Annotated in this window: 21 protein-coding genes; 8 read left to right on the plus strand and 13 right to left on the minus strand. The window is 72.6% G+C overall.

The window, feature by feature from the left end:
* On the minus strand, positions 1-140 hold a 140-nt coding region (locus ABD944_RS40790), incomplete at its 3' end, for an acyl-CoA dehydrogenase family protein (protein WP_345187300.1).
* A 114-nt stretch (positions 141-254) separates the two neighbouring features.
* On the opposite strand from ABD944_RS40790, the gene ABD944_RS40795 reads away from it, so the two are divergent.
* Positions 255-1,589: a UDP-glucose dehydrogenase family protein gene (locus ABD944_RS40795; RefSeq protein ID WP_345187263.1), complete on the plus strand. Its 1,335-nt coding sequence runs from the start codon at positions 255-257 to the stop codon at positions 1,587-1,589.
* Positions 1,590-1,650: 61 nt separating this feature from the next.
* Entirely contained in the window at positions 1,651-2,070 is a 420-nt protein-coding gene (locus tag ABD944_RS40800) for a CoA-binding protein (RefSeq protein WP_345187266.1), read from the plus strand.
* Positions 2,071-2,113: 43 nt separating this feature from the next.
* On the opposite strand, the gene purE is transcribed toward ABD944_RS40800, so the two are convergent.
* Positions 2,114-2,581, minus strand: coding sequence for a 5-(carboxyamino)imidazole ribonucleotide mutase (gene purE / locus ABD944_RS40805; RefSeq protein ID WP_345187302.1), 468 nt, complete (start codon positions 2,579-2,581; stop codon positions 2,114-2,116).
* Positions 2,582-2,646: 65 nt separating this feature from the next.
* Positions 2,647-3,807, minus strand: a complete 1,161-nt coding sequence (locus ABD944_RS40810; protein WP_345187304.1) for a 5-(carboxyamino)imidazole ribonucleotide synthase — start codon at positions 3,805-3,807, stop codon at positions 2,647-2,649.
* 290 nt (positions 3,808-4,097) lie between these two features.
* Here ABD944_RS40810 and ABD944_RS40815 point away from each other — a divergent pair, with 290 nt between their 5' ends.
* Complete coding sequence (locus tag ABD944_RS40815) at positions 4,098-4,682, plus strand: GtrA family protein (protein WP_345187267.1); 585 nt, start codon at positions 4,098-4,100, stop codon at positions 4,680-4,682.
* 14 nt (positions 4,683-4,696) lie between these two features.
* Here ABD944_RS40815 and ABD944_RS40820 read toward each other — a convergent pair whose 3' ends face one another.
* From ABD944_RS40820 to glgX, 5 genes are all read right to left on the minus strand, one after another.
* Entirely contained in the window at positions 4,697-5,968 is a 1,272-nt protein-coding gene (locus ABD944_RS40820; RefSeq protein WP_345187269.1) for an ATP-binding protein, read from the minus strand.
* Positions 5,969-6,068: 100 nt separating this feature from the next.
* Positions 6,069-6,740 carry a response regulator transcription factor gene (locus tag ABD944_RS40825; protein WP_026402549.1) on the minus strand — a complete coding sequence of 224 codons (672 nt, stop codon included), beginning with the start codon at positions 6,738-6,740 and terminating at the stop codon, positions 6,069-6,071.
* Positions 6,741-6,863: 123 nt separating this feature from the next.
* On the minus strand, positions 6,864-8,717 hold the full coding sequence (treZ, locus tag ABD944_RS40830) for a malto-oligosyltrehalose trehalohydrolase (RefSeq protein WP_345187273.1): 1,854 nt from the start codon (positions 8,715-8,717) through the stop codon (positions 6,864-6,866).
* Complete coding sequence (gene treY, locus ABD944_RS40835) at positions 8,714-11,002, minus strand: malto-oligosyltrehalose synthase (RefSeq protein WP_345187276.1); 2,289 nt, start codon at positions 11,000-11,002, stop codon at positions 8,714-8,716. The genes treZ and treY overlap by 4 nt, the downstream gene beginning before the upstream one ends.
* 74 nt (positions 11,003-11,076) lie before the next feature.
* Positions 11,077-13,242, minus strand: a complete 2,166-nt coding sequence (glgX, locus tag ABD944_RS40840; protein ID WP_345187278.1) for a glycogen debranching protein GlgX — start codon at positions 13,240-13,242, stop codon at positions 11,077-11,079.
* Positions 13,243-13,476: 234 nt separating this feature from the next.
* On the opposite strand from glgX, the gene ABD944_RS40845 reads away from it, so the two are divergent.
* Both ABD944_RS40845 and bfr read left to right on the plus strand, forming a co-directional pair.
* Positions 13,477-13,701, plus strand: a complete 225-nt coding sequence (locus tag ABD944_RS40845) for a (2Fe-2S)-binding protein (protein WP_345187280.1) — start codon at positions 13,477-13,479, stop codon at positions 13,699-13,701.
* A 95-nt stretch (positions 13,702-13,796) separates the two neighbouring features.
* A complete protein-coding gene (gene bfr / locus ABD944_RS40850) occupies positions 13,797-14,294 on the plus strand; it encodes a bacterioferritin (protein ID WP_345187283.1) in 498 nt (165 codons plus the stop codon).
* Between the two features lie 3 nt (positions 14,295-14,297).
* Here bfr and ABD944_RS40855 read toward each other — a convergent pair whose 3' ends face one another.
* Both ABD944_RS40855 and ABD944_RS40860 read right to left on the minus strand, forming a co-directional pair.
* Positions 14,298-15,305 carry an adenylate/guanylate cyclase domain-containing protein gene (locus ABD944_RS40855; RefSeq protein ID WP_345187286.1) on the minus strand — a complete coding sequence of 336 codons (1,008 nt, stop codon included), beginning with the start codon at positions 15,303-15,305 and terminating at the stop codon, positions 14,298-14,300.
* 123 nt (positions 15,306-15,428) lie between these two features.
* A complete protein-coding gene (locus ABD944_RS40860) occupies positions 15,429-16,307 on the minus strand; it encodes a biotin--[acetyl-CoA-carboxylase] ligase (protein WP_345187288.1) in 879 nt (292 codons plus the stop codon).
* 80 nt (positions 16,308-16,387) lie between these two features.
* On the opposite strand from ABD944_RS40860, the gene ABD944_RS40865 reads away from it, so the two are divergent.
* On the plus strand, positions 16,388-17,176 hold the full coding sequence (locus ABD944_RS40865) for an enoyl-CoA hydratase/isomerase family protein (RefSeq protein ID WP_345187290.1): 789 nt from the start codon (positions 16,388-16,390) through the stop codon (positions 17,174-17,176).
* Between the two features lie 62 nt (positions 17,177-17,238).
* Here the strand turns inward: ABD944_RS40865 and ABD944_RS40870 are convergent, their stop codons facing one another.
* From ABD944_RS40870 to ABD944_RS40880, 3 genes are read right to left on the minus strand one after another with little or no spacing between them, the layout of a single operon-like run.
* Positions 17,239-17,475 carry a hypothetical protein gene (locus ABD944_RS40870; RefSeq protein ID WP_378189054.1) on the minus strand — a complete coding sequence of 79 codons (237 nt, stop codon included), beginning with the start codon at positions 17,473-17,475 and terminating at the stop codon, positions 17,239-17,241.
* A 52-nt stretch (positions 17,476-17,527) separates the two neighbouring features.
* Entirely contained in the window at positions 17,528-17,971 is a 444-nt protein-coding gene (locus tag ABD944_RS40875) for a GNAT family N-acetyltransferase (protein WP_345187292.1), read from the minus strand.
* 2 nt (positions 17,972-17,973) lie between these two features.
* Entirely contained in the window at positions 17,974-20,562 is a 2,589-nt protein-coding gene (locus ABD944_RS40880; RefSeq protein ID WP_345187308.1) for a phosphoenolpyruvate carboxylase, read from the minus strand.
* Between the two features lie 165 nt (positions 20,563-20,727).
* Between ABD944_RS40880 and ABD944_RS40885 the strand changes: the two genes are divergently transcribed.
* Complete coding sequence (locus ABD944_RS40885) at positions 20,728-22,320, plus strand: acyl-CoA carboxylase subunit beta (RefSeq protein WP_345187295.1); 1,593 nt, start codon at positions 20,728-20,730, stop codon at positions 22,318-22,320.
* A gap of 30 nt (positions 22,321-22,350) precedes the next feature.
* On the plus strand, positions 22,351-22,551 hold a 201-nt coding region (locus tag ABD944_RS40890; protein ID WP_345187297.1), incomplete at its 3' end, for an acyl-CoA carboxylase subunit epsilon.

Raw genomic sequence — 22,551 nt, forward strand, 5'->3', positions numbered from 1 at the left:
AACGCCTCCTGCGGGAACCGCGACTCCTCATCCACCTCCGCCGCGAAAGGAGCGATCTTGGCCTCGGCCAGCTCACGCACCGAACTCCGCAGCAGCTCATGCTCCTCGGACGGCGCGTACGAGGGAAAGTCAGCACTCATGCCGCCGATGCTACCGGCCAGTAGGCAGTGGCGGCCGACGCGGGTACCCGCCCGCAGCGGGCACGTGTCCAGTAGGGCCGCCGGTCGGCGGCAGCGAACGGAGAGGAGCAGGCCTTGTCCCACCGGCTGACGGTCATCGGAACCGGTTACCTCGGCGCGACCCACGCGGCGTGCATGGCCGACCTGGGTTTCGAGGTCCTGGGTCTCGACGTGGACGAGGAGAAGATCGCGCGGCTCTCGGCCGGCGACCTGCCCGTGTACGAGCCGGGGCTCGAACCCGTGCTGCGCAGGGGGCTGGAGACCGGGCGGCTGCGCTTCACCACCTCCTACGAGGAGGTCGCGGAGTTCGGCGACGTCCACTTCCTGTGCGTCGGGACCCCGCAGAAGGCCGGGGAGTACGCGGCCGACCTGACCTACGTCGACGGCGCGATCGCGTCGCTGGCGCCGCTGCTGGAGCGGCCCTGCCTGGTCGTCGGCAAGTCGACCGTGCCGGTCGGGACGGCCGCGCGGCTCGGCGAGGCGCTCGCCAAGGCGGCGCCGGCGGGCGGCGACGCCGTGCTCGCCTGGAACCCCGAGTTCCTGCGCGAGGGCTTCGCCGTCCAGGACACCATGCACCCCGACCGGATCGTGGCCGGGCTGCCCGCCGAGCCGAGCGCCGCCGAGCACGCCGAGAAGGTGCTCCGCGAGGTCTACCGGACGATGATCGCCGAGGGGACGCCCTTCATCACCGCCGACTTCCCCACCGCCGAGCTGGTCAAGGTGTCGGCGAACGCGTTCCTCGCCACCAAGATCTCCTTCATCAACGCGATGGCGGAGGTCTGCGAGGCCGCGCACGCGGACGTGACGAAGCTCTCGGAGGCGCTGTCCTACGACGACCGGATCGGCGGCAAGTTCCTCGGCCCGGGGCTGGGGTTCGGCGGCGGCTGCCTGCCGAAGGACATCCGGGCCTTCATGGCCCGGGCGGGCGAGCTCGGCGCCGACCAGGCGCTGACCTTCCTGCGCGAGGTCGACGAGATCAACATCCGGCGCCGGATCCGGATGGTGGACCTCGCCCGGCAGCTGCTCGGCGGCTCCTTCGCCGGACGGACGGTCGGCGTCCTCGGCGCCGCGTTCAAGCCGAACTCCGACGACGTGCGCGACTCGCCCGCGCTGGACGTGGCCGCCTCCATCCGCGCCCAGGGCGCCCGGGTGACCGTCTACGACCCGCAGGCCATGCGCAACGCGCGCCGCGCCCAGCCGACGCTGGAGTACGGCGAGTCGGCGATGTCGGCCGTCCAGGACGCGCACGCCGTGCTGCTGCTGACGGAGTGGGCGGAGTTCCGCGACATGGACCCGGCCACGGTCGCCGGGGCCGTGGCGGAGCGCAACATCGTGGACGGGCGCAACGCGCTCGACCCCGAGCGGTGGCGCGCGGCCGGGTGGAACTACCGGGCCCTGGGACGCCCGTGACGCGGGGCTGACGCGGAACCGGCGCGGAACTAAAGCGGCCGCGGGCGGTGTTGTCGCGGGCATGAGCGCTGACTTCGCCGACCCGGCCGTGATCCGCCGCCTGCTGAACGAGTCGAGGACGTGGGTCTTCGTCGGCCTCGGGGACAACCCGGAGCGGGAGGTCCACACCCAGGCCCGGCTGATGCAGCAGCGAGGGAAGCGCATCATCCCCGTGCACCCGGAGGCGCGCGAGGTGCTCGGCGAGAAGGGGTACGCCTCCCTCGCCGACGTCCCGGACGCCTCCGAGGTGGACGTGGTGGGCGTCTACCGCCGCGCCGAGCACGCCGGGCAGGCGGTGGACGAGGCGATCGCGGCGGGCGCGAAGGCGGTGTGGCTGCCGCTCCAGGTGATCGACGAGGCGGCGGCCGGGCGTGCCAGGGACGCCGGGCTCGACGTCGTCATGGACCGCTGCCCCGCCGTCGAGTGGGCCCTGCGGCGCTGACCGGCCCTGGCCGGCCCGCCGCCGCGCGGGCGGCGGGCGTCCCTCAGAGCCGCTCTCGCAGCCGGGCGCCCTTCGCCTTGGCCTCGCCGTAGAGGTGCCGCTGGAACACCGCCATCTTGGCGCGCAGGTCGTCGTCGTACGCGGCCAGGATCCGGACGGCCAGCAGGCCGGCGTTGCGGGCCGCGCCGACCGCCACCGTCGCGACGGGGACGCCCGCGGGCATCTGCACGATCGAGAGCAGCGAGTCCATCCCGTCGAGGTACTTCAGCGGGACGGGCACGCCGATCACCGGCAGCGGCGTCACCGACGCCAGCATGCCCGGCAGGTGCGCGGCGCCGCCCGCCCCCGCGATGATCACGCGGAGGCCGCGGGACGCCGCGTCCTCCCCGTAGGCGATCATGTCGTGCGGCATGCGGTGCGCGGACACCACGTCGGCCTCGTAGGGGACGCCGAACTCTTCGAGCGCCCTCGCGGCGCCCTCCATGACGGGCCAGTCAGAGTCGCTCCCCATCACCACGCCGACGACCGGGTCGCTCACGCGCGCCTCCTCCTCGAACTCGCTCACCGCACGGTCCCTCATCGAGCATGGTCTTTCATGGCGGGGCCCCAGCGCAGGTAGTCGGCGGCGTGCCGGGCGCGCTCGCGGACCTCGGCGAGGTCGGCGCCGAGCGCGGTCACGTGGCCGATCTTGCGGCCGGGCCGGGACTCCTTGCCGTACATGTGCACCTTGACGCCCGGGTCGTGGGCCATCACGTGGATGTAGCGGGGGTACACGTCCGGGTCGTCGCCGCCGAGGACGTTGGCCATGACCGTGTACGGGGCGGTGGGCTCGGTGGAGCCGAGCGGCAGGTCGAGGACGGCCCGCAGGTGCTGCTCGAACTGCGACGTCCGGGCGCCCTCGATGGTCCAGTGCCCGGAGTTGTGCGGGCGCATGGCCAGCTCGTTCACCAGCAGCCCCGCGTCCGTCTCGAAGAGCTCGACGGCGAGGAGGCCGACGACGTTCAGCTCCTCGGCGACGCGCAGGGCGAGGCTCTGCGCCTCGACGGCGAGGTCCTTCGGCAGGCCGGGCGCTGGCGAGATCACCTCGGTGCAGATGCCGCCCTCCTGGACGGTCTCCACGATCGGGTACGCGGCGCCCTGCCCGTAGGGGGAGCGGGCGACGAGCGCGGCCAGCTCGCGGCCGAAGGCGACGTGCTGCTCCACCATCAGGTCGACGCCCTCGGCCTGCAGCCGGTCGGCGACCTGGGCCTCCGCGAGGTCGCCGACGACCCAGACGCCCTTGCCGTCGTAGCCGCCGCGCGTGGACTTCAGGACCAGCGGCCAGCCGTGCTCGCGGCCGAACGCCTCCAGGAACGCCCGCGGCTCGGGCGAGGGGACGGGCGCGTAGGCGGGGCAGGGAACGCCGAGCTCGCTCAGGCGTTCGCGCATGACGAGCTTGTCCTGGGCGTGGGCGAGGGCGGCCGACCCGGGCCGGCAGGGGACGCCGGTGGCCTCCAGCTTCTGGATGTGCGGCCCCGGGACGTGCTCGTGGTCGAACGTCACCACGTCGCAGCCCTGGGCGAAGCCCAGCAGGTCGTCGAGGGCGCGGTCGTTGCCGACCCGCACGTCCGAGACGACCTTGGCCGCCGACTCGTCCGGCGCCCCGGCGAGCACGCGCAGCGACACGCCGAGGGCGATCGCGGCCTGCTGGGTCATCCTTGCGAGCTGCCCTCCGCCCGCCATCCCGACCACGGGCATCTCACGAACCTTCACGTCGAAAGGCTATCGGGCGGGCGGGGCGAACGAACCACGCGGCACCCGCGTCGAAGGACTGTGGGGGGTCGAAGGGGCGCGGGGGGAGAAGGCGCGCGGGGAGCGCCGGCGGTGTGTGGGGGGCCCGGCAATGGGCACGGACCGGAGGTGAGCGCCTACCGTTCATGTTCCGGCGTCCCGGGGGCCACGGACGTCTATCCTCGTGGTGCCTCCCCCGTAGTCGCCGGCCGCCCGCCGTGCCCAGCAGTGCAAGCCCGGAAGGACGGTTCCCCTTCGTGAGCCTGGTCGCCAGAATCCACCGGCGGTTCGCGCACCTCATGCGCGAACTGGCCCAGTTCGGCAGCGTGGGCGCCATCGCATTCGTCATCACGTTCGCGATCGGCAACGGCCTGCACACCGGCCTGGGGGTGGGCCCGCTCACGTCCAACGGCGTCGCCACGGTGGTCGCGACGACGTTCTCCTACCTCGCCAACCGCTACTGGACGTTCCGGCACCGCGACCGCACCGGCCTCGGCCGCGAGTACGTGCTGTTCTTCGCGCTGAACGGCGTCGGCCTGGTGATCACCGAGCTGTTCATCGGCTTCTCGCACTACGTCCTCGGGCTGGACGGCGCCGTCTTCTACAACATCGCGCTGGTCATCGGCACCGCGGTGGCGACACTGTTCCGCTTCTGGTCCTACAAGAAGTGGGTGTTCCTGCCGGCGAGCGCCCCGCACGTCGACCCCGCGTCCGGGCTGCCGGAGGCCCCCTCCGCCGAGGCCGCCGCCGAGGGCCCCGGCGCGACCCGCGCCGCCCCGGGCCGCGCGCCCCGGCTGCGGCGCCCCCTCGACCGGACGGCCGAGGACTACGCCGAGATCTGACCGGCGCCGGGCCCTCAGGCGGGGCCCATGACCACGCGTTCCGCGGCCAGCCGGACCTCGGCGGCCTGGCGCAGGAAGACCCCGAAGACCGCGGGACGGGACTGGATCAGCTCCAGGCGCCCGCCGTCCACCACCGCCAGGGAGCGGGCCAGGTAGAGGCCGAGGCCGGTGCCGCGGCCGCCGGAGACGCTGCGTTCGAAGATGCGGGGCTCCAGCTCCGACGGGATCCCCTCGCCCTCGTCGCCGACCTCGACCACCACCGAGCTCGCGCCCGGCTTGGTGTGGATGGTCACGGTGCCGGCGCCGTGCGTCAGCGAGTTCTCCAGGAGGGTGGCCACGATCTGGGAGAGGCCCTCGGGATGGGTCATGCCGACCAGTCCCTGCTCGCCGATGATCCGCACGTCCCGTCCGGCCTTGCGGAAGCTCGGCCGCCACTCCTCGACCTGCTGCGCGATGATCTCGTCGATCGGGGACGGCACCGCGCCGCCGGTGCGGTCGTGCCGGGCGCGGGCGAGCAGCTGCTCAACGACCGCGACGAGCCGCTCGGCCTGCGCGACCGCCGCCGCCCCCTCCTCCCGGACGACGTCGGGGTAGTCGGCGGCGTCGATCATCTCTTCCAGCCGCATCGACAGCGCGGTCAGCGGGGTGCGGAGCTGGTGGCTGGCGTCGGCCGCGAACTCGCGGCTGGCGACCAGCAGGTCGGTGATGCGGACGGCGCTGCGGTCTAACACCTCGGCGACCCGGTCGACCTCGGGGATGCCGTAGCGGCGCGGGCGCGGGCGGGCGTTGCCGCTGCCGAGCCGGTCGGCGGTCTCGGCGAGGTCGACCAGCGGCAGCGTCAGCCTGCGGGCCTGCACCATCGCCAGGCCGACCGTGACGGCCACGCCGAGCAGGGCCAGGCTGCCGACGAGCAGGAGCAGCCGCAGCGCGGCGTCGCGGACCTGCGCCTCCGGGCGCGACACCCGCACCCGCACCCGGCCTTGCGCCGCCGTCGCCGACAGCACGCGACCGCGCCGCTGCGGCCCGGCGGTGAGCGTCCGGCCGTCCGGCAGCGTGATCGAGACATGCCGTCCCGGGTACTCCCGGGCGAGGACCGCGGGGGTCACCGGCTGGCGCGCCTCCAGGCTGTAGCCCACGCCGCCCGCGATCGAGGACGCCTCCCGGTCCAGTGACCGGCCGGCCTCCTCGTAGACGAGCTTGTGCGCGGCGTAGGCGAGGGGTATGCCGAGCAGGAGCAGCGCGACCACCGCCACCGCGAGCGTCGACAGGAGCAGTCGGCGCCTCATCAGGGCTCCTTCAGGGGTGGGGCCGCGGACCGTGCGGCAACGCGCACCGGGGGCCTCTCGGGAAGGCCCCCGGCGTCCCGCCGGGCCGCGGCGGCCGGAGCTAGTCGCCGCGCTCGAACCGGAAGCCGACGCCCCGCACCGTGGTGATGTAGCGGGGACTGCCGGCGTCGTCGCCGAGCTTGCGGCGCAGCCAGGAAATATGCATGTCGAGGGTCTTGGTGGAACCCCACCAGTTGGTGTCCCACACCTCGCGCATGATCTGTTCGCGGGTCACGACCTTGCCCGCGTCCCGCACGAGGACGCGCAGCAGGTCGAACTCCTTGGTGGTGAGCTGCAGCTCCTGTTCGCCCATCCAGGCGCGGCGCGACTCGGCGTCGATCCGCACCCCCTGGACGATCGGAGTCTCGGTGCTGCCCCGGCGCAGCAGGGCGCGCACCCGCGCGAGCAGCTCCGCCAGCCGGAACGGCTTGGTCACATAGTCGTCCGCGCCCGCGTCCAGCCCGACGACGGTGTCGACCTCGTCGGCACGGGCGGTCAGGATCAGGATGGGCACGCCGTGCCCCTCGGCCCGCACCCGGCGGGCCACCTCAAGGCCGTCCAGCTCGGGAAGGCCGAGATCGAGGACGATCAGGTCCACGCCGCCCCCGAGCGCCCGCTCCAGCGCCTGAGGGCCGTCGGGGCTGACTTCGACGGTGTACCCCTCGCGACGCAGCGCGCGGGCGAGAGGCTCGGAGATGGACGTGTCGTCCTCGGCGAGCAGTACTGAGGTCATGAACCGATCGTATGACCAAACTTGACCTTTGCTCGGCTACCGCCGCGCTCTTGACCTGCGGTTTGCCACTCGTAGTACATCCACGATCACCATTTTTCAGTCGCGATCGGGATGTAGGCCGCATCACGCCCGCAGGGCGGGGGGCCCGGCCAGGTCGAGGACCGCGACCGAGGCGCCCGGCAGCACCACCGAGGCCGTTCCGGAATCGCCGAGGCCGACCGGGTCAAGGCGAATCGCCGGATCCGACGCGATCAGCAGCCCGGGGGCGGTCCCGCCGGAACCGGGCACCGGAACCAGGGCGGGCCGGTCACCGAGGTTCACCGCCACGCACACCGAGCCGCGCCGCACGGTCAGCCACCGCGCCGCGACGTCGTCCGCCCCGTCGTCCGGTCCGCCGGGCGCCCCGTCGTGCGTCTCGACCGTCGCCGCGGTCAGCCGGGGGTCGTTCAACTCGGGCCGGGAGCGGCGCAGCGCGATCAGGTCGCGGTGCCATTCGAGCAGGCCGGCGTGCGGCGGCCGGTCCGGTTCGGTCCAGTCGAGGACGGACCGGCGGAAGGTATCCACAGCCTGTGGATCGGGGACCTCGCCGCTCCAGCCGTGCCGGGAGAACTCGCGCCGCCGCCCCTCGCTGACCGCGCGCGCCAGCTCCGGGTCCTGGTGGTCGGTGAAGTAGCACCAGGGGGTCGTCGCGCCCCATTCCTCGCCCATGAAGAGCATGGGCGTGAAAGGCGAGAGCAGGAGCAGCGCCGCGCCGACTTTGAGCAGGCCAGGAGACGGCAGAAGGGCGCCGATGCGGTCCCCCGCCGCGCGGTTGCCCACCTGGTCGTGGTTCTGGAGAAAACCGAGGAACCTGTGCGCGGGCGTCTCCCGGACATTCACAGGCCGGCCGTGATGCCGTCCCCGGTAGGTCGACATGGTGCCGTCGTGCACGAAGGCTCTGGTGAGGGCCTTCTTCAGCGTTTCCAGAGAGCCGAAGTCGCAGTAGTAGCCCTGCCTTTCACCGGTGAGCGCGGCGTGCAGGGCGTGGTGGAAGTCGTCGCTCCACTGGGCGTCCAGCCCGTACCCGCCCGCTTCTCTGGACGTCACCAGGCGCGGGTCGTTCAGATCCGATTCGGCGATGAGGAACAGTTCCCGGCCGAGGTGGGCCGAGAGCGCCGCCACGGCGCGTCCCATCTCTTCCAGGAGGTGCACCGCGCCGTGGTCGGTGATGGCGTGGACGGCGTCGAGGCGCAGCCCGTCCAGGTGGTAGTCGCGCAACCACATCAGCGCGTTCTGGACGACGAACGCGCGAACCTCGTCCGACCCTTCCTGGTCGAAGTTCACTGCGTCGCCCCACGGGGTGGCATGGGCGCTCGTGAAGTACGGGCCGAAACTTCCCAGGCGATTCCCGTCCGGTCCCAGATGGTTGTAGACGACGTCCAGCACTACGGCCAGACCGCGCGCATGGGCGGCGTCCACGAAACGCTTCAGACCGTCGGGCCCGCCGTAGGGCTCGTGCGGCGCCCAAAGGTGAACACCGTCGTATCCCCAGCCGTGACGGCCGGGGAAGGACGCGACCGGCAGCAGTTCCACGGCGTCGATGCCGAGTGCCGCCAAGTGGTCGAGACGTTCGATCGCCGCGTCGAACGTGCCTTCGGGCGTGAAAGTGCCCACGTGCATCTCGTACAGGACGCTTCCGGCGAGCGGGCGTCCGTGCCAGTGCCGGTCGGTCCAGGCGAACCGTCCGTGGTCGTAGACGCGGCTCTGACCGTGGACGCCGTCGGGCTGCCAGGGCGAACGGGGGTCGGGCAGCACCTCGTCCGCCCCGTCCAGGACGAACCCGTAGTCGGTGCCGTGGGAGGCGTCCGGCACCACGGCCTCCCACCATCCGGAAGGCCCCGGATCGGGAGACCGCGGCTCCATGGCGTACCGGGCGCCGCCCGCCTCGACGTCCACGCGGCCGGCCGCCGGGGCCCACACCTCGAAACGCGCGCTCACCGATCGATCTCCCTGGGGACGAGCAGCGCGACGGGAAGGTGCTCGAACACGCGCGAGGCGTCCAGGATCGGGCCCATGTGCGTGCAGCCGGTCAGGACGTCCCGCCAGCCCTGACGGCGGACGTCCACGCGGGTCCCCTTCCAGCCCCCGCGGCTCTCCAGCCCCACGGGGAGCCGGGTGGCGAGCGCGACGGCCTCGCCCCGGGCGAACCCCACGACGTGGTCGGCGGCGGGCCCGCGCGCGGTGATCGGCTCGTGCCGGGAACCGGGCCCGAACCACTCCGGATGGGACCGGCGCAGCCGCAGCGCCCGGGACGTGACCAGCAGCTTCTCGTCGTCCACCTCCTTCGGCTGCCGCCCGGTGTCGAGCCGGAACAGGTGCTCGCGGCGCCGCCCGTAGTCGACCGGCCGCCGGTTGTCGGGGTCGACCAGCGACAGGCCCGTCATCTCGCATCCCTGGTAGACGTCCGGGACGCCCGGCATCGCCAGCTGGACGAGCTTCTGCCCGAGCGTGTTCACGCGCGCGTACGGGGCCAGCTTCGCGACGAAGGACGTCATGTCGGTCACCAGGTCCGGATCGGCCAGGACGCCGCGCGCGTACTCCAGGACGGCCTCCTCGTAGCCGGAATCCTGTTCGGCCCAGGAAGTGCGCGTCTTGGCCTCGCGCATCGCCTTGGTGAGGAACTCCTCCAGCCTCCCGATGGTGAGCGGCCACGCACCGACGAGCGTCTGCCAGAACAGGTACTCAAGGTCCGGTTCCAGGGGTGATGTGCCGGGCCCCCAGTTCCGCCACCGTTCCACCGATTCGGCCCACTCCGCGGGCAGTTCCGACAACACCGCCAGCCAGGCCCGCACGTCCTCCTCGCGCTTGGTGTCGTGCGTGGACAGCGTCGTCATCGTCAACGGCCAGTCGCGGGCGAGCCGGATGCAGAACGCGTGGAAGTCCGGCTGCGCGACGCTGAACCGGCCCGGCGCGCCGCCCACCTCGTTCAGCGCGGCCATGCGGTTCCAGCGGTAGAACGCCGTGTCCTCCACGCCCTTGGCGGCGAGCGGGGAGGAGGTCTGCTGGAAACGCACGATGAACTCGGCGTCGGTGCGCTCACCGCGCCCCAGGGCCAGGTCCACGATGACCTCGAGGTCGTCGTGCAGGTCCTGTGGCAGGTGCGCGCGCGCACGGCGGGCGGCCTCGTTCACGACGTCCACGGCCTGCTGGGGAGCGTCCTCCCCGGGCACGACGTACGCGCGGTAGACGGGCATGGAGACCAGCAGTTCGACCAGTGCCCTCTCCAGGCCGGGACGGCGCTCGCCCACGACCCGGGCGAGGACGCGCTGGAGCCGCTCGATCTCGGGCCTGAGGCCGTGCTCGGCGGCGTGCGTCCGGGCGTCGCGCTCGACCTCCTCGAAGGAGGCCGGGTTGCCCGTCAGCGACACGTAGTAGCCGGTCAGCGGCCCCTCCCCGGCGGGATCGAGGAACAGCCCGCCGATCATGCCGAGCGCGTCGTAGCCGGTGGTGCCCGCGCACGGCCAGTCAGGCGGCAGCCGCTCCTCCCCCTCGGTGATCTTCTCGACGAGCAGCCAGCGGTCCGGCGCGGCCTCGGCGAGCCGCCGCAGGTAGCCGCGCGGGTCGGCGAGCCCGTCGGGATGGTCGACGCGCAGCCCGTCCACCAGACCGTCCCTGACCAGGTTCAGCAGGAGCGCGTGCGTGCGCTCGAAGACCTCCGCGTCCTCCTGCCGCAGCCCGATCAGGCCGGAGATGTCGAAGAAGCGCCGGTAGTTGGGCGCGCCCTCGCCGGGCGGGACGAGCCGCCCGCCGCCGGCCTCCCAGTCGACGTCGAACCACCGGGCGAACCGCGACCGCGGCCCCTCCGCCAGGACGTCGGCGAAGGGCAGGTTCAGCCCGGCCGGCTGCGGGATCGCCATGTGGTTCGGGACGACGTCCACCAGCACCCGGAGCCCGTGCGCCCGGAACCGGGTCACCATGGCGCCGAACGCCTCCGGTCCGCCGAGCTCCTCCGACAGCCGGGAGTGGTCGACGACGTCGTAGCCGTGCGTGGAGCCCGGCGCGGCCTGCAGGACCGGCGACAGGTAGACGTGCGACACGCCGAGGGCCGCGAGGTAGGGGGCCAGCGCCGCGGCGTCGGCGAACCCGAAGTGCGCCTCGGGCGTCCCTCGGAGCTGGAGGCGGTAGGTGCCGGTCGGCGGCGCGGCGAGGGCGTCCTCTTCCGGCACGCCGCCGTCCACGCGTTCGGATGTCTCCGCCCGTTCGGGGCTGTGGTCCTCGGACACGGTTTCCTCGGGGGGTTCGGTGACGGGCATCGGTTCCTCGGGGGCGGGCTCGGCCTCCATCTCGTACCCCCGCCTCAGACCCGGCGCATGACCTGGATGGACCGGGCGGCGACCGGCACGTTCTCGCGGGACTTCACGACGGGCGACTCCTCCTCGGCGAGCAGCGGATCGGCGGTGTCGAGCACCTTTATCCACATCTGCCCGTACAGCACGGGCGGAAGCGCGAACGCCAGGTCCCCGTCATGGGCGTTGATCAGCAGCAGGAACGAGGCGTCCCTGACCTGCCGTCCGCGCCGGTCCGGTTCGCCGATCGCGTCGCCGTTCAGGAACACGGTGAGGGACTTGTTGAAGCCGGCGGACCAGTCGCGGCCGGTCATCTCCGCCCCGCCGGGCGTGAACCAGACGAGGTCGGGCAGATCCTCGGGCCTCGCTCCCGCGCGGGTGCGCTTGGAGCTCTCGTCGCCGCCGGTGAAGAAGCGCCGCCGCCGGAACACCGGATGCTCGGTGCGCAGCGCCGACAGGCGGCGGACGAAGTCGAGCAGCGGGCCGCGCTCGTCGAAGAACGTGTCGTCGCGCAGGCCCGTCCAGTCGACCCACGACAGCTCGCTGTCCTGGCAGTAGGCGTTGTTGTTGCCGCCCTGCGTCCGCCCTATCTCGTCGCCGTGCAGGAGCATCGGCACGCCCTGCGACAGGAACAGCGTGGTCAGGAAGTTGCGCTTCTGCCGCTCGCGCAGCGAGATGATGTCGAGGTCGTCGGTCTCGCCCTCGTGGCCGCAGTTCCACGACCGGTTGTCGTCGGTGCCGTCCCGGTTCCCCTCCCCGTTGGCCTCGTTGTGCTTGCCGTCGTAGGAGACGAGGTCGTGCAGCGTGAAGCCGTCATGGCAGGTCACGAAGTTGATCGAGGCGATGGGACGGCGGCCGTCGTCGGCGTACAGGTCGGACGAGCCCGTCAGCCGGGAGGCGAAGTCGGGCAGCGTGCCCGGCTGCCCGCGCCAGTAGTCGCGCGTCGTGTCCCGGTACTGGCCGTTCCATTCCGTCCACAGCGGCGGGAAGTTGCCGACCTGGTAGCCGCCCTCCCCCACGTCCCACGGCTCGGCGATCAGCTTGACCTGGGAGACCACCGGGTCCTGCTGGACGAGGTCGAAGAACGCCGACAGCCGGTCCACCGCGTGCAGCTCGCGGGCCAGCGTCGCGGCGAGGTCGAAGCGGAACCCGTCCACGTGCATCTCGGTCACCCAGAACCGCAGCGAATCCATGATCAACTGCAGGACGTGGGGGCTGCGCATCAGCAGGCTGTTGCCGGTGCCCGTGGTGTCCATGTAGTAGCGGCCGTCGTCCTCCGTGAGCCGGTAGTACGAGGCGTTGTCGAGGCCGCGGAACGACAGCGTCGGCCCGAGGTGGTTGCCCTCGGCGGTGTGGTTGTAGACGACGTCCAGGATCACCTCGATCCCGGCCTCGTGCAGCGACTTCACCATCGCCTTGAACTCCAGCACCTGCTCGCCGCGCTGGCCGGACGAGGAGTACTCGTTGTGCGGCGCGAAGAAGCCGATGGTGTTGTAGCCCCAGTAGTTGCGCAGCCCGCGGCTCGTCAGCGCGTCGTCGTGGACGAACTGGTGGACGGGCATCAGCTCGACCGCCGTCACCCCGATCGAGCGCAGGTGGTCCGTGATCACCGGGTGGCCGAGCGCCGCGTACGTGCCGCGCATCGCCGGCGGGATGTCCGGATGCCGGGCGGTGAGCCCCTTGACGTGCGCCTCGTAGATCACCGTCTCGTGGTAGGGGGTGCGGGGCGGGCGGTCGTCCCCCCAGTCGAAGTACGGGCTGACGACCACCGACCGCATCGTGTGGCGCGCCGAGTCGGCGTCGTTGCGCGACCAGGGGTCTCCGAAGTTGTATCCGAAGCACGCCTCGTCCCAGTCGACCTGGCCTTCGACGGCCTGGGCGTACGGGTCGAGCAGCAGCTTCGAGGGGTTGCAGCGCAGGCCGCGCGGCGGATCGTACGGCCCGTGCACCCGGAACCCGTACCGGCGTCCCGGCATGACGCCCGGCAGGTAGCCGTGCCACACGAAAGCGTCCACCTCCGGCAGCGTCAGCCGCGTCTCCTCACCGTCGCCCGCCGGTCCGTCGAACAGGCACAGCTCCACCTTCTCGGCCACCTCGGAGAAGACGGCGAAGTTCGTTCCCGCGCCGTCGAACCGGGCCCCCAGGGGGTAGGCGTCACCCGGCCAAACCTGAGCCAATTGGTCCGCCCTTCGTAGGGTGCGGCGCCGGGCGCCCGACCGCGCACGTTCCGGGGGCCGCACCCCGGAAGCCCTTCCCTCTGGGGGATGGATCACACCGATCAGGACCCCACTGGCCAGAACGGACATCCGTGGGTTACGTTAGGGGAGCCTTACCTTAATGAGGGCGCCCTAACCGGCGCCGGTGGGGCACGCTGCGAAGAGGACGAGCCGCACGGAAGGTCTCCCACCGGAATGTACGTCTGCATCTGCAACGCCGTCACCGAGGACGACGTTCACGGCTGCATGGCGAGCGGTTGCACGACGGCCAAGGCCGTCAAGGCGGCCTGCGGCTTCAAGCCGGGCTGCGGTCTGTGCACCAAACGCATCCACACGATGGTCAGCGAGTACCGCGCCTCCACGGCCCTGGCGGACGCCCTGCTCGGCGGCAACGATCCCGCGTCCACGACCGCCGCCTGAACAGACCCCTCCCTCACGTTCCGTTCCAATAGGGGAACGCGCTGTGGGCGATTAGGTACTGTCCCGGATCCGGCCCGGCATGGAAGCATGGGGCCATGGAAGGCGACAACGACATCATCGCTCTGCTGAACGAGCAGCTCACCGCCGAGCTCACGGCGATCAACCAGTACTTCCTGCACTCCAAGATGCAGGAGAACTGGGGCTTCACCCGCATCGCCAAGCACACCCGCGACGAGTCCTTCGACGAGATGCGGCACGCGGAGCGGCTCACCGACCGGATCCTGTTCCTGGAGGGCCTGCCGAACTACCAGAAGCTCGGCACCCTGCGCATCGGGCAGACGATCGTCGAGCAGCTCAAGGCGGACCTGGAGATCGAGATGGAGGCCGTGGCCCGGCTGCGGCCCGGCATCGAGCTGATGCGCTCGCGCGGCGACGTCACCTCCGCACGGATCTTCGAGGACATCCTCGCCGACGAGGAGGAGCACATCGACTACCTGGAGACCGAGCTGAGCCTCGTCCAGGCCCTCGGCGAGCAGAACTACCTGCAGCGCCTCACCGAACCGCCCGGCGAGGGCGGCCCGAGCCCCGTCTGAGCCCTACGTCGCCCGCCCGCCGCTCCTGCGCAGCACGTACGGCTGGATGATGCCGAGACCGCGGACCGGGCGCTTGACGATCCGCGTGACCTCGTAGCCCGGCGCCTTCTCCAGGCACGCCGCCAGCTCCGCGTCGATCACCACCGCGCCCGGCCGGGCGAGCGAGGTGAGCCGGGCCGCGAGGTTCACGGTCGTGCCGAACACGTCGCCCATCAGCGGCAGGACGGGCCCGTGGGCGACGCCGACCCGCACGTCCGGGACCTCGGTCTCGTCCTGGATCGCCGCCGCCACCGTCAGCGCGATCTCCGCGCCGATCTCCGGCGTCGCCGCGCTGAACAGCACCTCGTCGCCGAGCGTCTTGACCAGCCGGCCGCCGCAGGAGGCGATGATGTCCGCGGCGGTCTCCTCGAACCACTCCACGACGCGGGCGAGCTCGATCTCCTCCAGCTCCCGGCTGACCTGGGTGAAGGAGACCATGTCCGCGAACCCGACCGTGGTCATCGGCCGGCCCGCCGAATCGCCGTTCTCCCGGCTCGCCGCCGCGGCCAGCGCCCGCGTCCCCGCGGCCGCGAGCTGCCGCCGCCAGGCGTGCAGGACCAGCGGCTCGAAGTCGCCGATGTGCTTCTCGGCGATGTCCACCACCGTGTCCACCGCCTCCGCGGACGGCGTCTCGGTCAGGTTTTGCGTCAGCATGCTGCGCAGCAGGTTGACCTGCCACTCGGCGAGCCGCGTCATGGTCTGGCCGAACGCCCTGACCAGCCGGATCACGCCGTCCTCGTCCAGGATCCCGTCGTCGACGAGCCGGCGGAGCCGGTCCAGCGCCGCCACGTCGCCCTCGGTGTAGGCGATCGTCTCGTCCGGCATCGACGGGTAGCCGAACGCCCGCCAGATCCGTCCGGCGAAGTCCCGCGACACGCCGGACAGCCGGACCGCCTCGACGCGGTTGTACCGCAGCTCGCCGCCCAGCAGGAGCTCTTCGATCTCCTTCGGATCCGGCAATCCGGCCGCCATCATCCGCCCCTCAGTCCGCGGCCGCCGTGGGCCGTGGCGGCGGCGTCGTGAATCGGTACCCGCACATATCGTCGCAGATCAGCATCAACGTCAACGGACGGATGCCGGATCGCCTCGTCCCGTTCACCGGACGTGCACCACATCGCCCGCACTGACCGCCGTGTCGCCGGCCGGTCCGGCCACCACGAGGCGGCCCTCCTCGTCCACGTCCCGCGCCGTCCCGGTCAGCCGCTCGCCGCCGGGCATCTCCACCCGCACCTCGCGGCCGAGGGTCGCGCACAGGTCCCGGTACGCGGTGCGCAGCCCGCTGCTCTCCGGATCGCCGCCGAGCGCCGTCCACTCCTGGTACCAGGTGCCGAACTCGCGCAGGATCGCGCGCAGCAGCGGCGCCCGGTCGCTGAGCGGCGCGCCCTCGATCGCGAGGGACGTCGCGGTCGGCACCGGCAGCTCCTCCTCGCGCAGGCCCACGTTCAGCCCGACCCCGACCACGAGCCCGCCGTCGACCATCTCGGCGAGGATCCCGGCGAGCTTGCGGTCCCCGACCAGCACGTCGTTCGGCCACTTGAGGCGCACGTCCACCGCGGTGTCGCCGTCCTCACCGCCCTCGCCGCCGTCGCCGAGGAACCCCTCCCCCGCCTGCGACCAAGCGGTCATCCGGCGGAGGGCGGTGGCGACCGCCACGCCGGTCAGCAGCGACGCCCACCCGAACCGCGCCACCGGGACGCGGGGGCGCAGCAGCATTGAGAACGTCAGGCCCGACCGCGGCGGCGCCGTCCAGGTCCGCCCGAGCCGCCCCCGGCCCGCCGTCTGCAGCTCGGTGACCAGCACGGTCCCCTCCGGCGCGCCCTCCCGCGCCCGCTCCGCGAGGTCGGCGTTGGTGGACCCGGTCTCCTCCACCACGCGGACGTCCCGCCACAGCCCGCCCTCCCGCACGAGCGCGCGCCGCAGCGCCGCCTCGTGCAGCGGCGGTCGGCCGAGATCCCCATAACGCGAGTCGCTCACACGACCAATCCAACCTCATCCCGAAGTCGATCTTGGGACCGGCGTCCGGCCGCGGCGGCCGCGCTCGTTAGGGTGCCCCCATGGATGGTGCGACGCTGGATGGTGTGACGCTGCGGCGCGACGGGCACGTCGCGGAGATCGTGCTGGACCGCCCCGAGGCCCTCAACGCCCTGTCGACCGCGATGGCCCGGCGCCTCGCGGGCGTGTGCGCCGAGGTCGCGGCGGACGCGTCGGTCCGCGCGGTGGTCCTCAGCGCCGCCGGGGAGAAGGCGTTCTGCGTGGGCGCCGACCTCAAGGAGCGCAACGCGATGAGCGACGAGGAGATCCTCGCGCAGCGCCCCGTCTTCCGCGCCGCGTTCGGCGGCGTCCTGAACCTCCCGCAGCCGGTGGTCGCGGCCGTGCACGGCTACGCCCTCGGCGGCGGCTGCGAGTTCGCGCTGTCCGCCGACATCGTCGTCGCGGACGAGTCGGCCGTGTTCGGCCTCCCCGAGGTGGGCGTCGGCCTCGTGCCCGGCGGCGGCGGAACCCAGCTCGCGCTGCGCCGCCTCGGCCCCGGCAAGGCCGCCGACCTGGTCTTCACCGGCCGCCGCCTCGGCATCGAGGAGGCCCTCGCCTACGGCCTCGCCGACCGCCGGGTCCTCGCGGGCACCGCCCGCGAGGAGGCCCTCGGCATCGCCGAGGTCATCGCCGGCAACTCCCCCACCGCCGTCCGCGCCGCCAAGCGCGCGATGCGCCAGGGCGGCGGCGCCGCCCTGGAAGCCGCCCTCGACCTCGAAGAGAACGCCTGGCGCACCGTCGCCTTCTCCGCCGACCGCCGCGAGGGCATCGCCGCCTTCAACGAGAAGCGCAAGCCGGTCTGGCCGAGCTAGCCCAGGGGGCGACCCCCTGGAACCCTCGTTGGGACGCGCCTGCCCGTGCCCCGGCTGAGGTTCTAAGTCAGGGTGTCGGAGTGGCCTGCTTTCAGGCGGGGCCACTGGGCCGTCGGGCGACCGTCGGTGCGGAAGAAGCCACCGTCGACCGAACCTTCGCGCGGCCGGCCTTCGGGAGAGTCCTCCCAGGTGAAGTACGTGCAGCCGTCGCACTGCTCGGCGGCGGGCCTACCGGCAGACCACACCATGTAGTACGCGATCGGCTGGCGGCGGCCCTCGAAGGCGTCCGGCAGCGTCACGGGGCCGCAGTCCTCGGCCAGGTCCCAGTCGCCGGTGGCCGCGATCAGGGCCTTACGGGCCGGAGGGCACCTGTTTGGCCATGTGGACGATGCCGCGGCCGCCGATGGTCTCGCGGCCCGTCTCGTGGTAGCCGAGGCGCTCGTAGAGGGCGATGTTGGGGGTCATCAGCTCGTTGGTGTACAGGCGCAGGCGGGGCAGGGAGAGCGTGCGGGCGCGCTCCTCGGCGAACGCCAGGAGCGTTCGGCCGATGCCCCGGCCGTGGCGGTCGGGGTCCACGGCCACGTTCTCGATCAGGAGGACGCCGTCCTCGGGGACGAGGACGATCAGGCCGTCCCCGGGGACGGTCACGAAGACCTGGCCCGCGTCGATCAGGGTCGCGTAGTCGGCGTCCATGGGGATCGGGCGGGCGCCGATGATCTCGGCCCAGGGGGCGTAGGCCGCTTCGACGATCTCCTCGATGCGGAGGCGGTCCGGCTGGGAGGCGGGTCTGATCATGGTCAGCCCGTGTTCTGGAGGCCGGCGGCGACGCCGTTGACCGACAGCAGGAGCAGGTCCTCCAGGTGGGCGCGCTCCGCGTCGTCCTCCACGCCCGCGCGCAGCGCCTTCAGGGCCCGCAACTGGAGGTGGGAGAGCGCGTCCACGTAGGGGTTGCGGAGCTCGACCGCGCGGGAGAGGACCCTGCGGTTCTCCAGGAGGCGGTCGTGGCCGGTGACCGCCAGGACGAGGCGGCGGGTGCGGTCGTACTCGGTCAGGACGGTCTCGGAGAGCTCGGGGCGCTCGCCGAGGGCCAGGTAGCGCTCGGCGATCGCCCGGTCGGACTTGGCGAGGCTCATCTCGGCGTTGTCGAGGAGGGTGTTGAACAGCGGCCACGCCTCGTAGGCCTCGCGGAGCTCGGCGAGGTCGCGGCCGTCGTCGGAGACGGCGGCGAGGCCGCTGCCGAGGCCGTACCAGCCGGGGAGGTTGACGCGGGTCTGCGTCCAGGCGAACACCCAGGGGATGGCGCGCAGGTCCTCCAGGCCGCGGGCGGCCTTGCGGCGGGCGGGGCGGGAGCCGATGCGCAGCTCGGCGATCTCCTCCAGGGGGCTGACCCGGGCGAACCAGAGGGCGAAGTCCTCGGTCTCGATGAGGGACCGGAAGGCGGCCCTGGCCGCCTCGCTGATCTTGTCGGCGAGGGGTCGGAAGCGGGCGGCCGCCTCGCGGGCGCGGTCCTGGACGGCGTCGGTCGAGGCGAGCAGGACGGCGCTGGTGACCTGCTCGACGTGCCGCTTGGCGATCTCGGCGTGGCCGTACCGGGCGAAGATGACCTCGCCCTGCTCGGTGACCTTGAAGCGGCCCCCGACCGAGCCCGGCGCCTGCGCCAGGATCGCGCGGTTCGCGGGTCCGCCGCCGCGGCCCAGGGAGCCGCCGCGCCCGTGGAACAGCGTGAGCGTCACGCCGGCCCGGGCCGCCCACGCGGCGAGGGCCTCCTGCGTGTCGTAGAGCCGCAGGGTGGCGCTGGTCGGGCCGAGCTGCTTGGCCGAGTCGGAGTAGCCGAGCATGACCTCCAGGCGGCGGCCGGTGTCCTCCAGGCGGCGCCGCACGGCCGGGATCTCCAGCATCCCGTCGAGGACGGACGGCGCGCGCTCCAGGTCCTCGCCGGTCTCGAACAGCGGGATCACGTCCAGGACGGGGGCGCCCTCGCCGAGGGTCTCGGCGAGGGCGTGCACGTTGGCGATGTCCTCGGCGGAGCGGGTGAAGGAGACGATGTAGCGGTGGCAGGCGCGGACGCCGAACCGCTGCTGGATCCAGGCGATGACCCGGAGCGTCTCCAGGATCTCCTCGGTCATCTCCGAGCGCGGGCCTCCGGAGCGCACCTCCGCGAGGGCCTTCTCGTGGAGCTCGGAGTGCTGGCGGATCTCCAGCTCGGCGAGGTGGAAGCCGAACGTCTCGACCTGCCAGATGAGCTGCTGGACGCGCCCGTACGCCTGCCTGGGGGCGCCCGCGGCGGCGAGGGAGTCCTGGACGGCGCGCAGGTCGGCGAGCAGCTCCTCCGGGGAGGCGTAGGCGAGGTCGGCGTCGCGCTCGCGGGTCGCGGAGATGCGGGCGGCGGCGTGCAGAAGGAACTGGCGGTGCGGCTCCCCGGGCGACCGCTTGGCGGTCTCGCCGAGCAGCCGCGGGTGGGCCGTCCGGGCGGCGGCGAGGGCGTTCAGCAGGTCGCCGGACGCCGGGGTCGTCGACTCGTGGACGGTCAGCTCCCGGCCGATCCGGGCGCACGCCGCCTCCAGGGCGCGCAGGACGTGGTCCGCCTGGATCATGACCGCGTCCCGGGTGACCTGCGCGGTGACGTAGGGGTTGCCGTCGCGGTCGCCGCCGATCCAGCTGCCGAACCGCAGGTAGGGGCGGGCCTTCGGCGGCCGGGCGCCGGAGCCCTCGCCGTCCAGGGCGCGGTCCAGGGACCGGTAGACGTGCGGGACGACCCGGAAGATCGTCTCGTCGAACGCGGCCATCGCGGTGCGGACCTCGTCCAGCGGGTCCATCTGGGAGATCCGGCGCAGCGCGGTCCGCCACAGCAGGTCGATCTCCTCGCGGAGGCTGCGCTCGGTCTCCTCGCGCTCGCTCGCGCCGGGGTCGCCGTTCAGCCGGGCCAGCAGGTCGCTGATCCGCTGGATGGCGGTGACGACCGCGCGGCGGCGGGCCTCGGTGGGGTGCGCGGTGAACACCGGCCGGAACTCCAGGCCCTCGACGACGGCGTCGAGCCGGCCGTCGCCCGCGGCGCGGATCTCCTCGACCGCGGCGGCCACGGACCCGGAGACGGCGCCGCCGGTGTCGCGCTCCCGCAGCGTCCGGATGCGGTGGTGCTCCTCGGCCAGGTTCGTCAGGTGGAAGTACACGGTGAACGCGCGGGCGACCTGCCGGGCGCGCTCCAGCGACCAGCCGTCGACGATCGCGGCGACGTCGTCCCCGCCCGTCTCGCCGCGGCGGGCCGCGATCACCGCGTGGCGGAGCCGCTCGACGTCCTCCAGAAGTCCCGGCCCGCCGTACTCCACGAGGGAGTCGCCGAGCATGGCGCCGAGCAGCCGCACGTCGCGGCGCAGCGGTTCGGGCATGTCCTGCCGGAGGATGTCTCGCGTCTTCGTAGCCACCCGACCAAGGGTAACGAGAGGCCGCGAGGCGCTTCCCCACCGGCCCGCGCCTCCCGCGGGCCCGCGTCCGTCCCGGTCAGCGGGCCCCGGCCGCGAGCGCCGCATCAGCGGGCGGTTACCCTGGCGCGCATGGCGATGGAAGCCCCTGAACCCCCGGTGGACTACGACATCCACACCACGGCGGGAAAGATCGCGGATCTGGAACGGCGCCGCTACGAGGCGGTGCACGCCGGCTCGGCGCGCGCCGTGGAGAAGCAGCACGCCAAGGGCAAGATGACGGCCCGGGAGCGGATCGACGCGCTCCTGGACCCCGGCTCGTTCGTCGAGTTCGACGAGATGGCGCGGCACCGCTCCACCAACTTCGGGATGGAGAAGAACCGCCCCTACGGCGACGGCGTCGTCACCGGGTACGGCACGGTCGACGGACGTCCCGTCGCGGTCTTCAGCCAGGACTTCACCGTCTCCGGCGGCTCCCTCGGCGAGGTCTTCGGCGAGAAGATCTGCAAGGTCATGGACCACGCGGTCACGACCGGCTGCCCGGTGATCGGCATCAACGACTCGGGCGGCGCGCGGATCCAGGAGGGCGTGGTCGCGCTCGGCCTGTACGCGGAGATCTTCAAGCGGAACGTGCACGCCTCCGGCGTCATCCCGCAGATCTCGCTGGTCATGGGGCCGTGCGCGGGCGGGGCCGTGTACTCCCCCGCGATCACCGACTTCATCGTCATGGTGGACCAGACGTCCCACATGTTCATCACCGGGCCGGACGTCATCAAGACGGTCACCGGCGAGGAGGTGACCATGGAGGAGCTCGGCGGCGCCCACTCGCACAACTCGCGCTCCGGGGTCGCCCACTACCAGGGGTCGGACGAGGACGACGCGATCGAGTACGTCAAGGCGCTGCTGTCGTACCTGCCGTCGAACAACCTCTCGGACGCGCCCGCGTTCGACGTGCCCGTCGACCCCTCCGAGGTGGACGAGGAGCTCGACTCCCTCATCCCCGACTCCCCGAACCAGCCGTACGACATGCACACCGCCATCGAGCACGTGCTGGACGACGGCGAGTTCCTGGAGGTCCAGGCGCTGTACGCGCCCAACATCATCGTCGGCTTCGGCCGGGTCGAGGGCCACTCGGTCGGCGTCGTCGCCAACCAGCCGATGCAGTTCGCCGGGACGCTCGACATCGACGCCTCCGAGAAGGCCGCCCGGTTCGTCCGGACGTGCGACGCCTTCAACATCCCGGTGCTGACGTTCGTGGACGTCCCCGGCTTCCTGCCCGGCACCGACCAGGAGTGGAACGGGATCATCCGGCGCGGCGCGAAGCTCCTGTACGCCTACGCCGAGGCCACCGTCCCGCTCGTCACGATCATCACCCGCAAGGCCTACGGCGGCGCCTACGACGTCATGGGGTCCAAGCACCTCGGCGCCGACATCAACCTGGCCTGGCCGACCGCGCAGATCGCCGTGATGGGCGCGCAGGGCGCGGTCAACATCCTGTACCGGCGCGAGCTGGCCGCCGCGGACGACCCCGACGCCCGCCGCGCCGAGCTGATCACCGAGTACGAGGACGCGCTCGCCAATCCCTACATCGCGGCGGACCGCGGCTACATCGACAACGTGATCAAGCCGTCCGAGACGCGCGGGCAGGTCGTGCGGGCGCTGCGGGCGCTGCGCGAGAAGCGCAAGACCCTGCCGCCCAAGAAGCATGGGAACATCCCGCTCTAGCGGGGACACGCCGGGAATGTTGGAGATCTTGTGACCGCCGACAGCAAGCCGTTCCTCCGGGTCGTCCGCGGCGACCCGGGTCCGGAGGAGGTCGCGGCGCTCGTCGCCGTGCTGACCGCCCGCGCCCGGGCGGCCGCCGCGTCCAGCGACGGCGCGGCCCCGCCCGCCCCGTCGCGCTGGGCCGACCGCTCCCGGCTCGTCCGCGCCTCTCTCAAGTCGGATCGTAGCCAT

The sequence above is a fragment of the Actinomadura verrucosospora genome (genome assembly GCF_039540335.1).
GTDB lineage: Bacteria > Actinomycetota > Actinomycetes > Streptosporangiales > Streptosporangiaceae > Spirillospora > Spirillospora verrucosospora.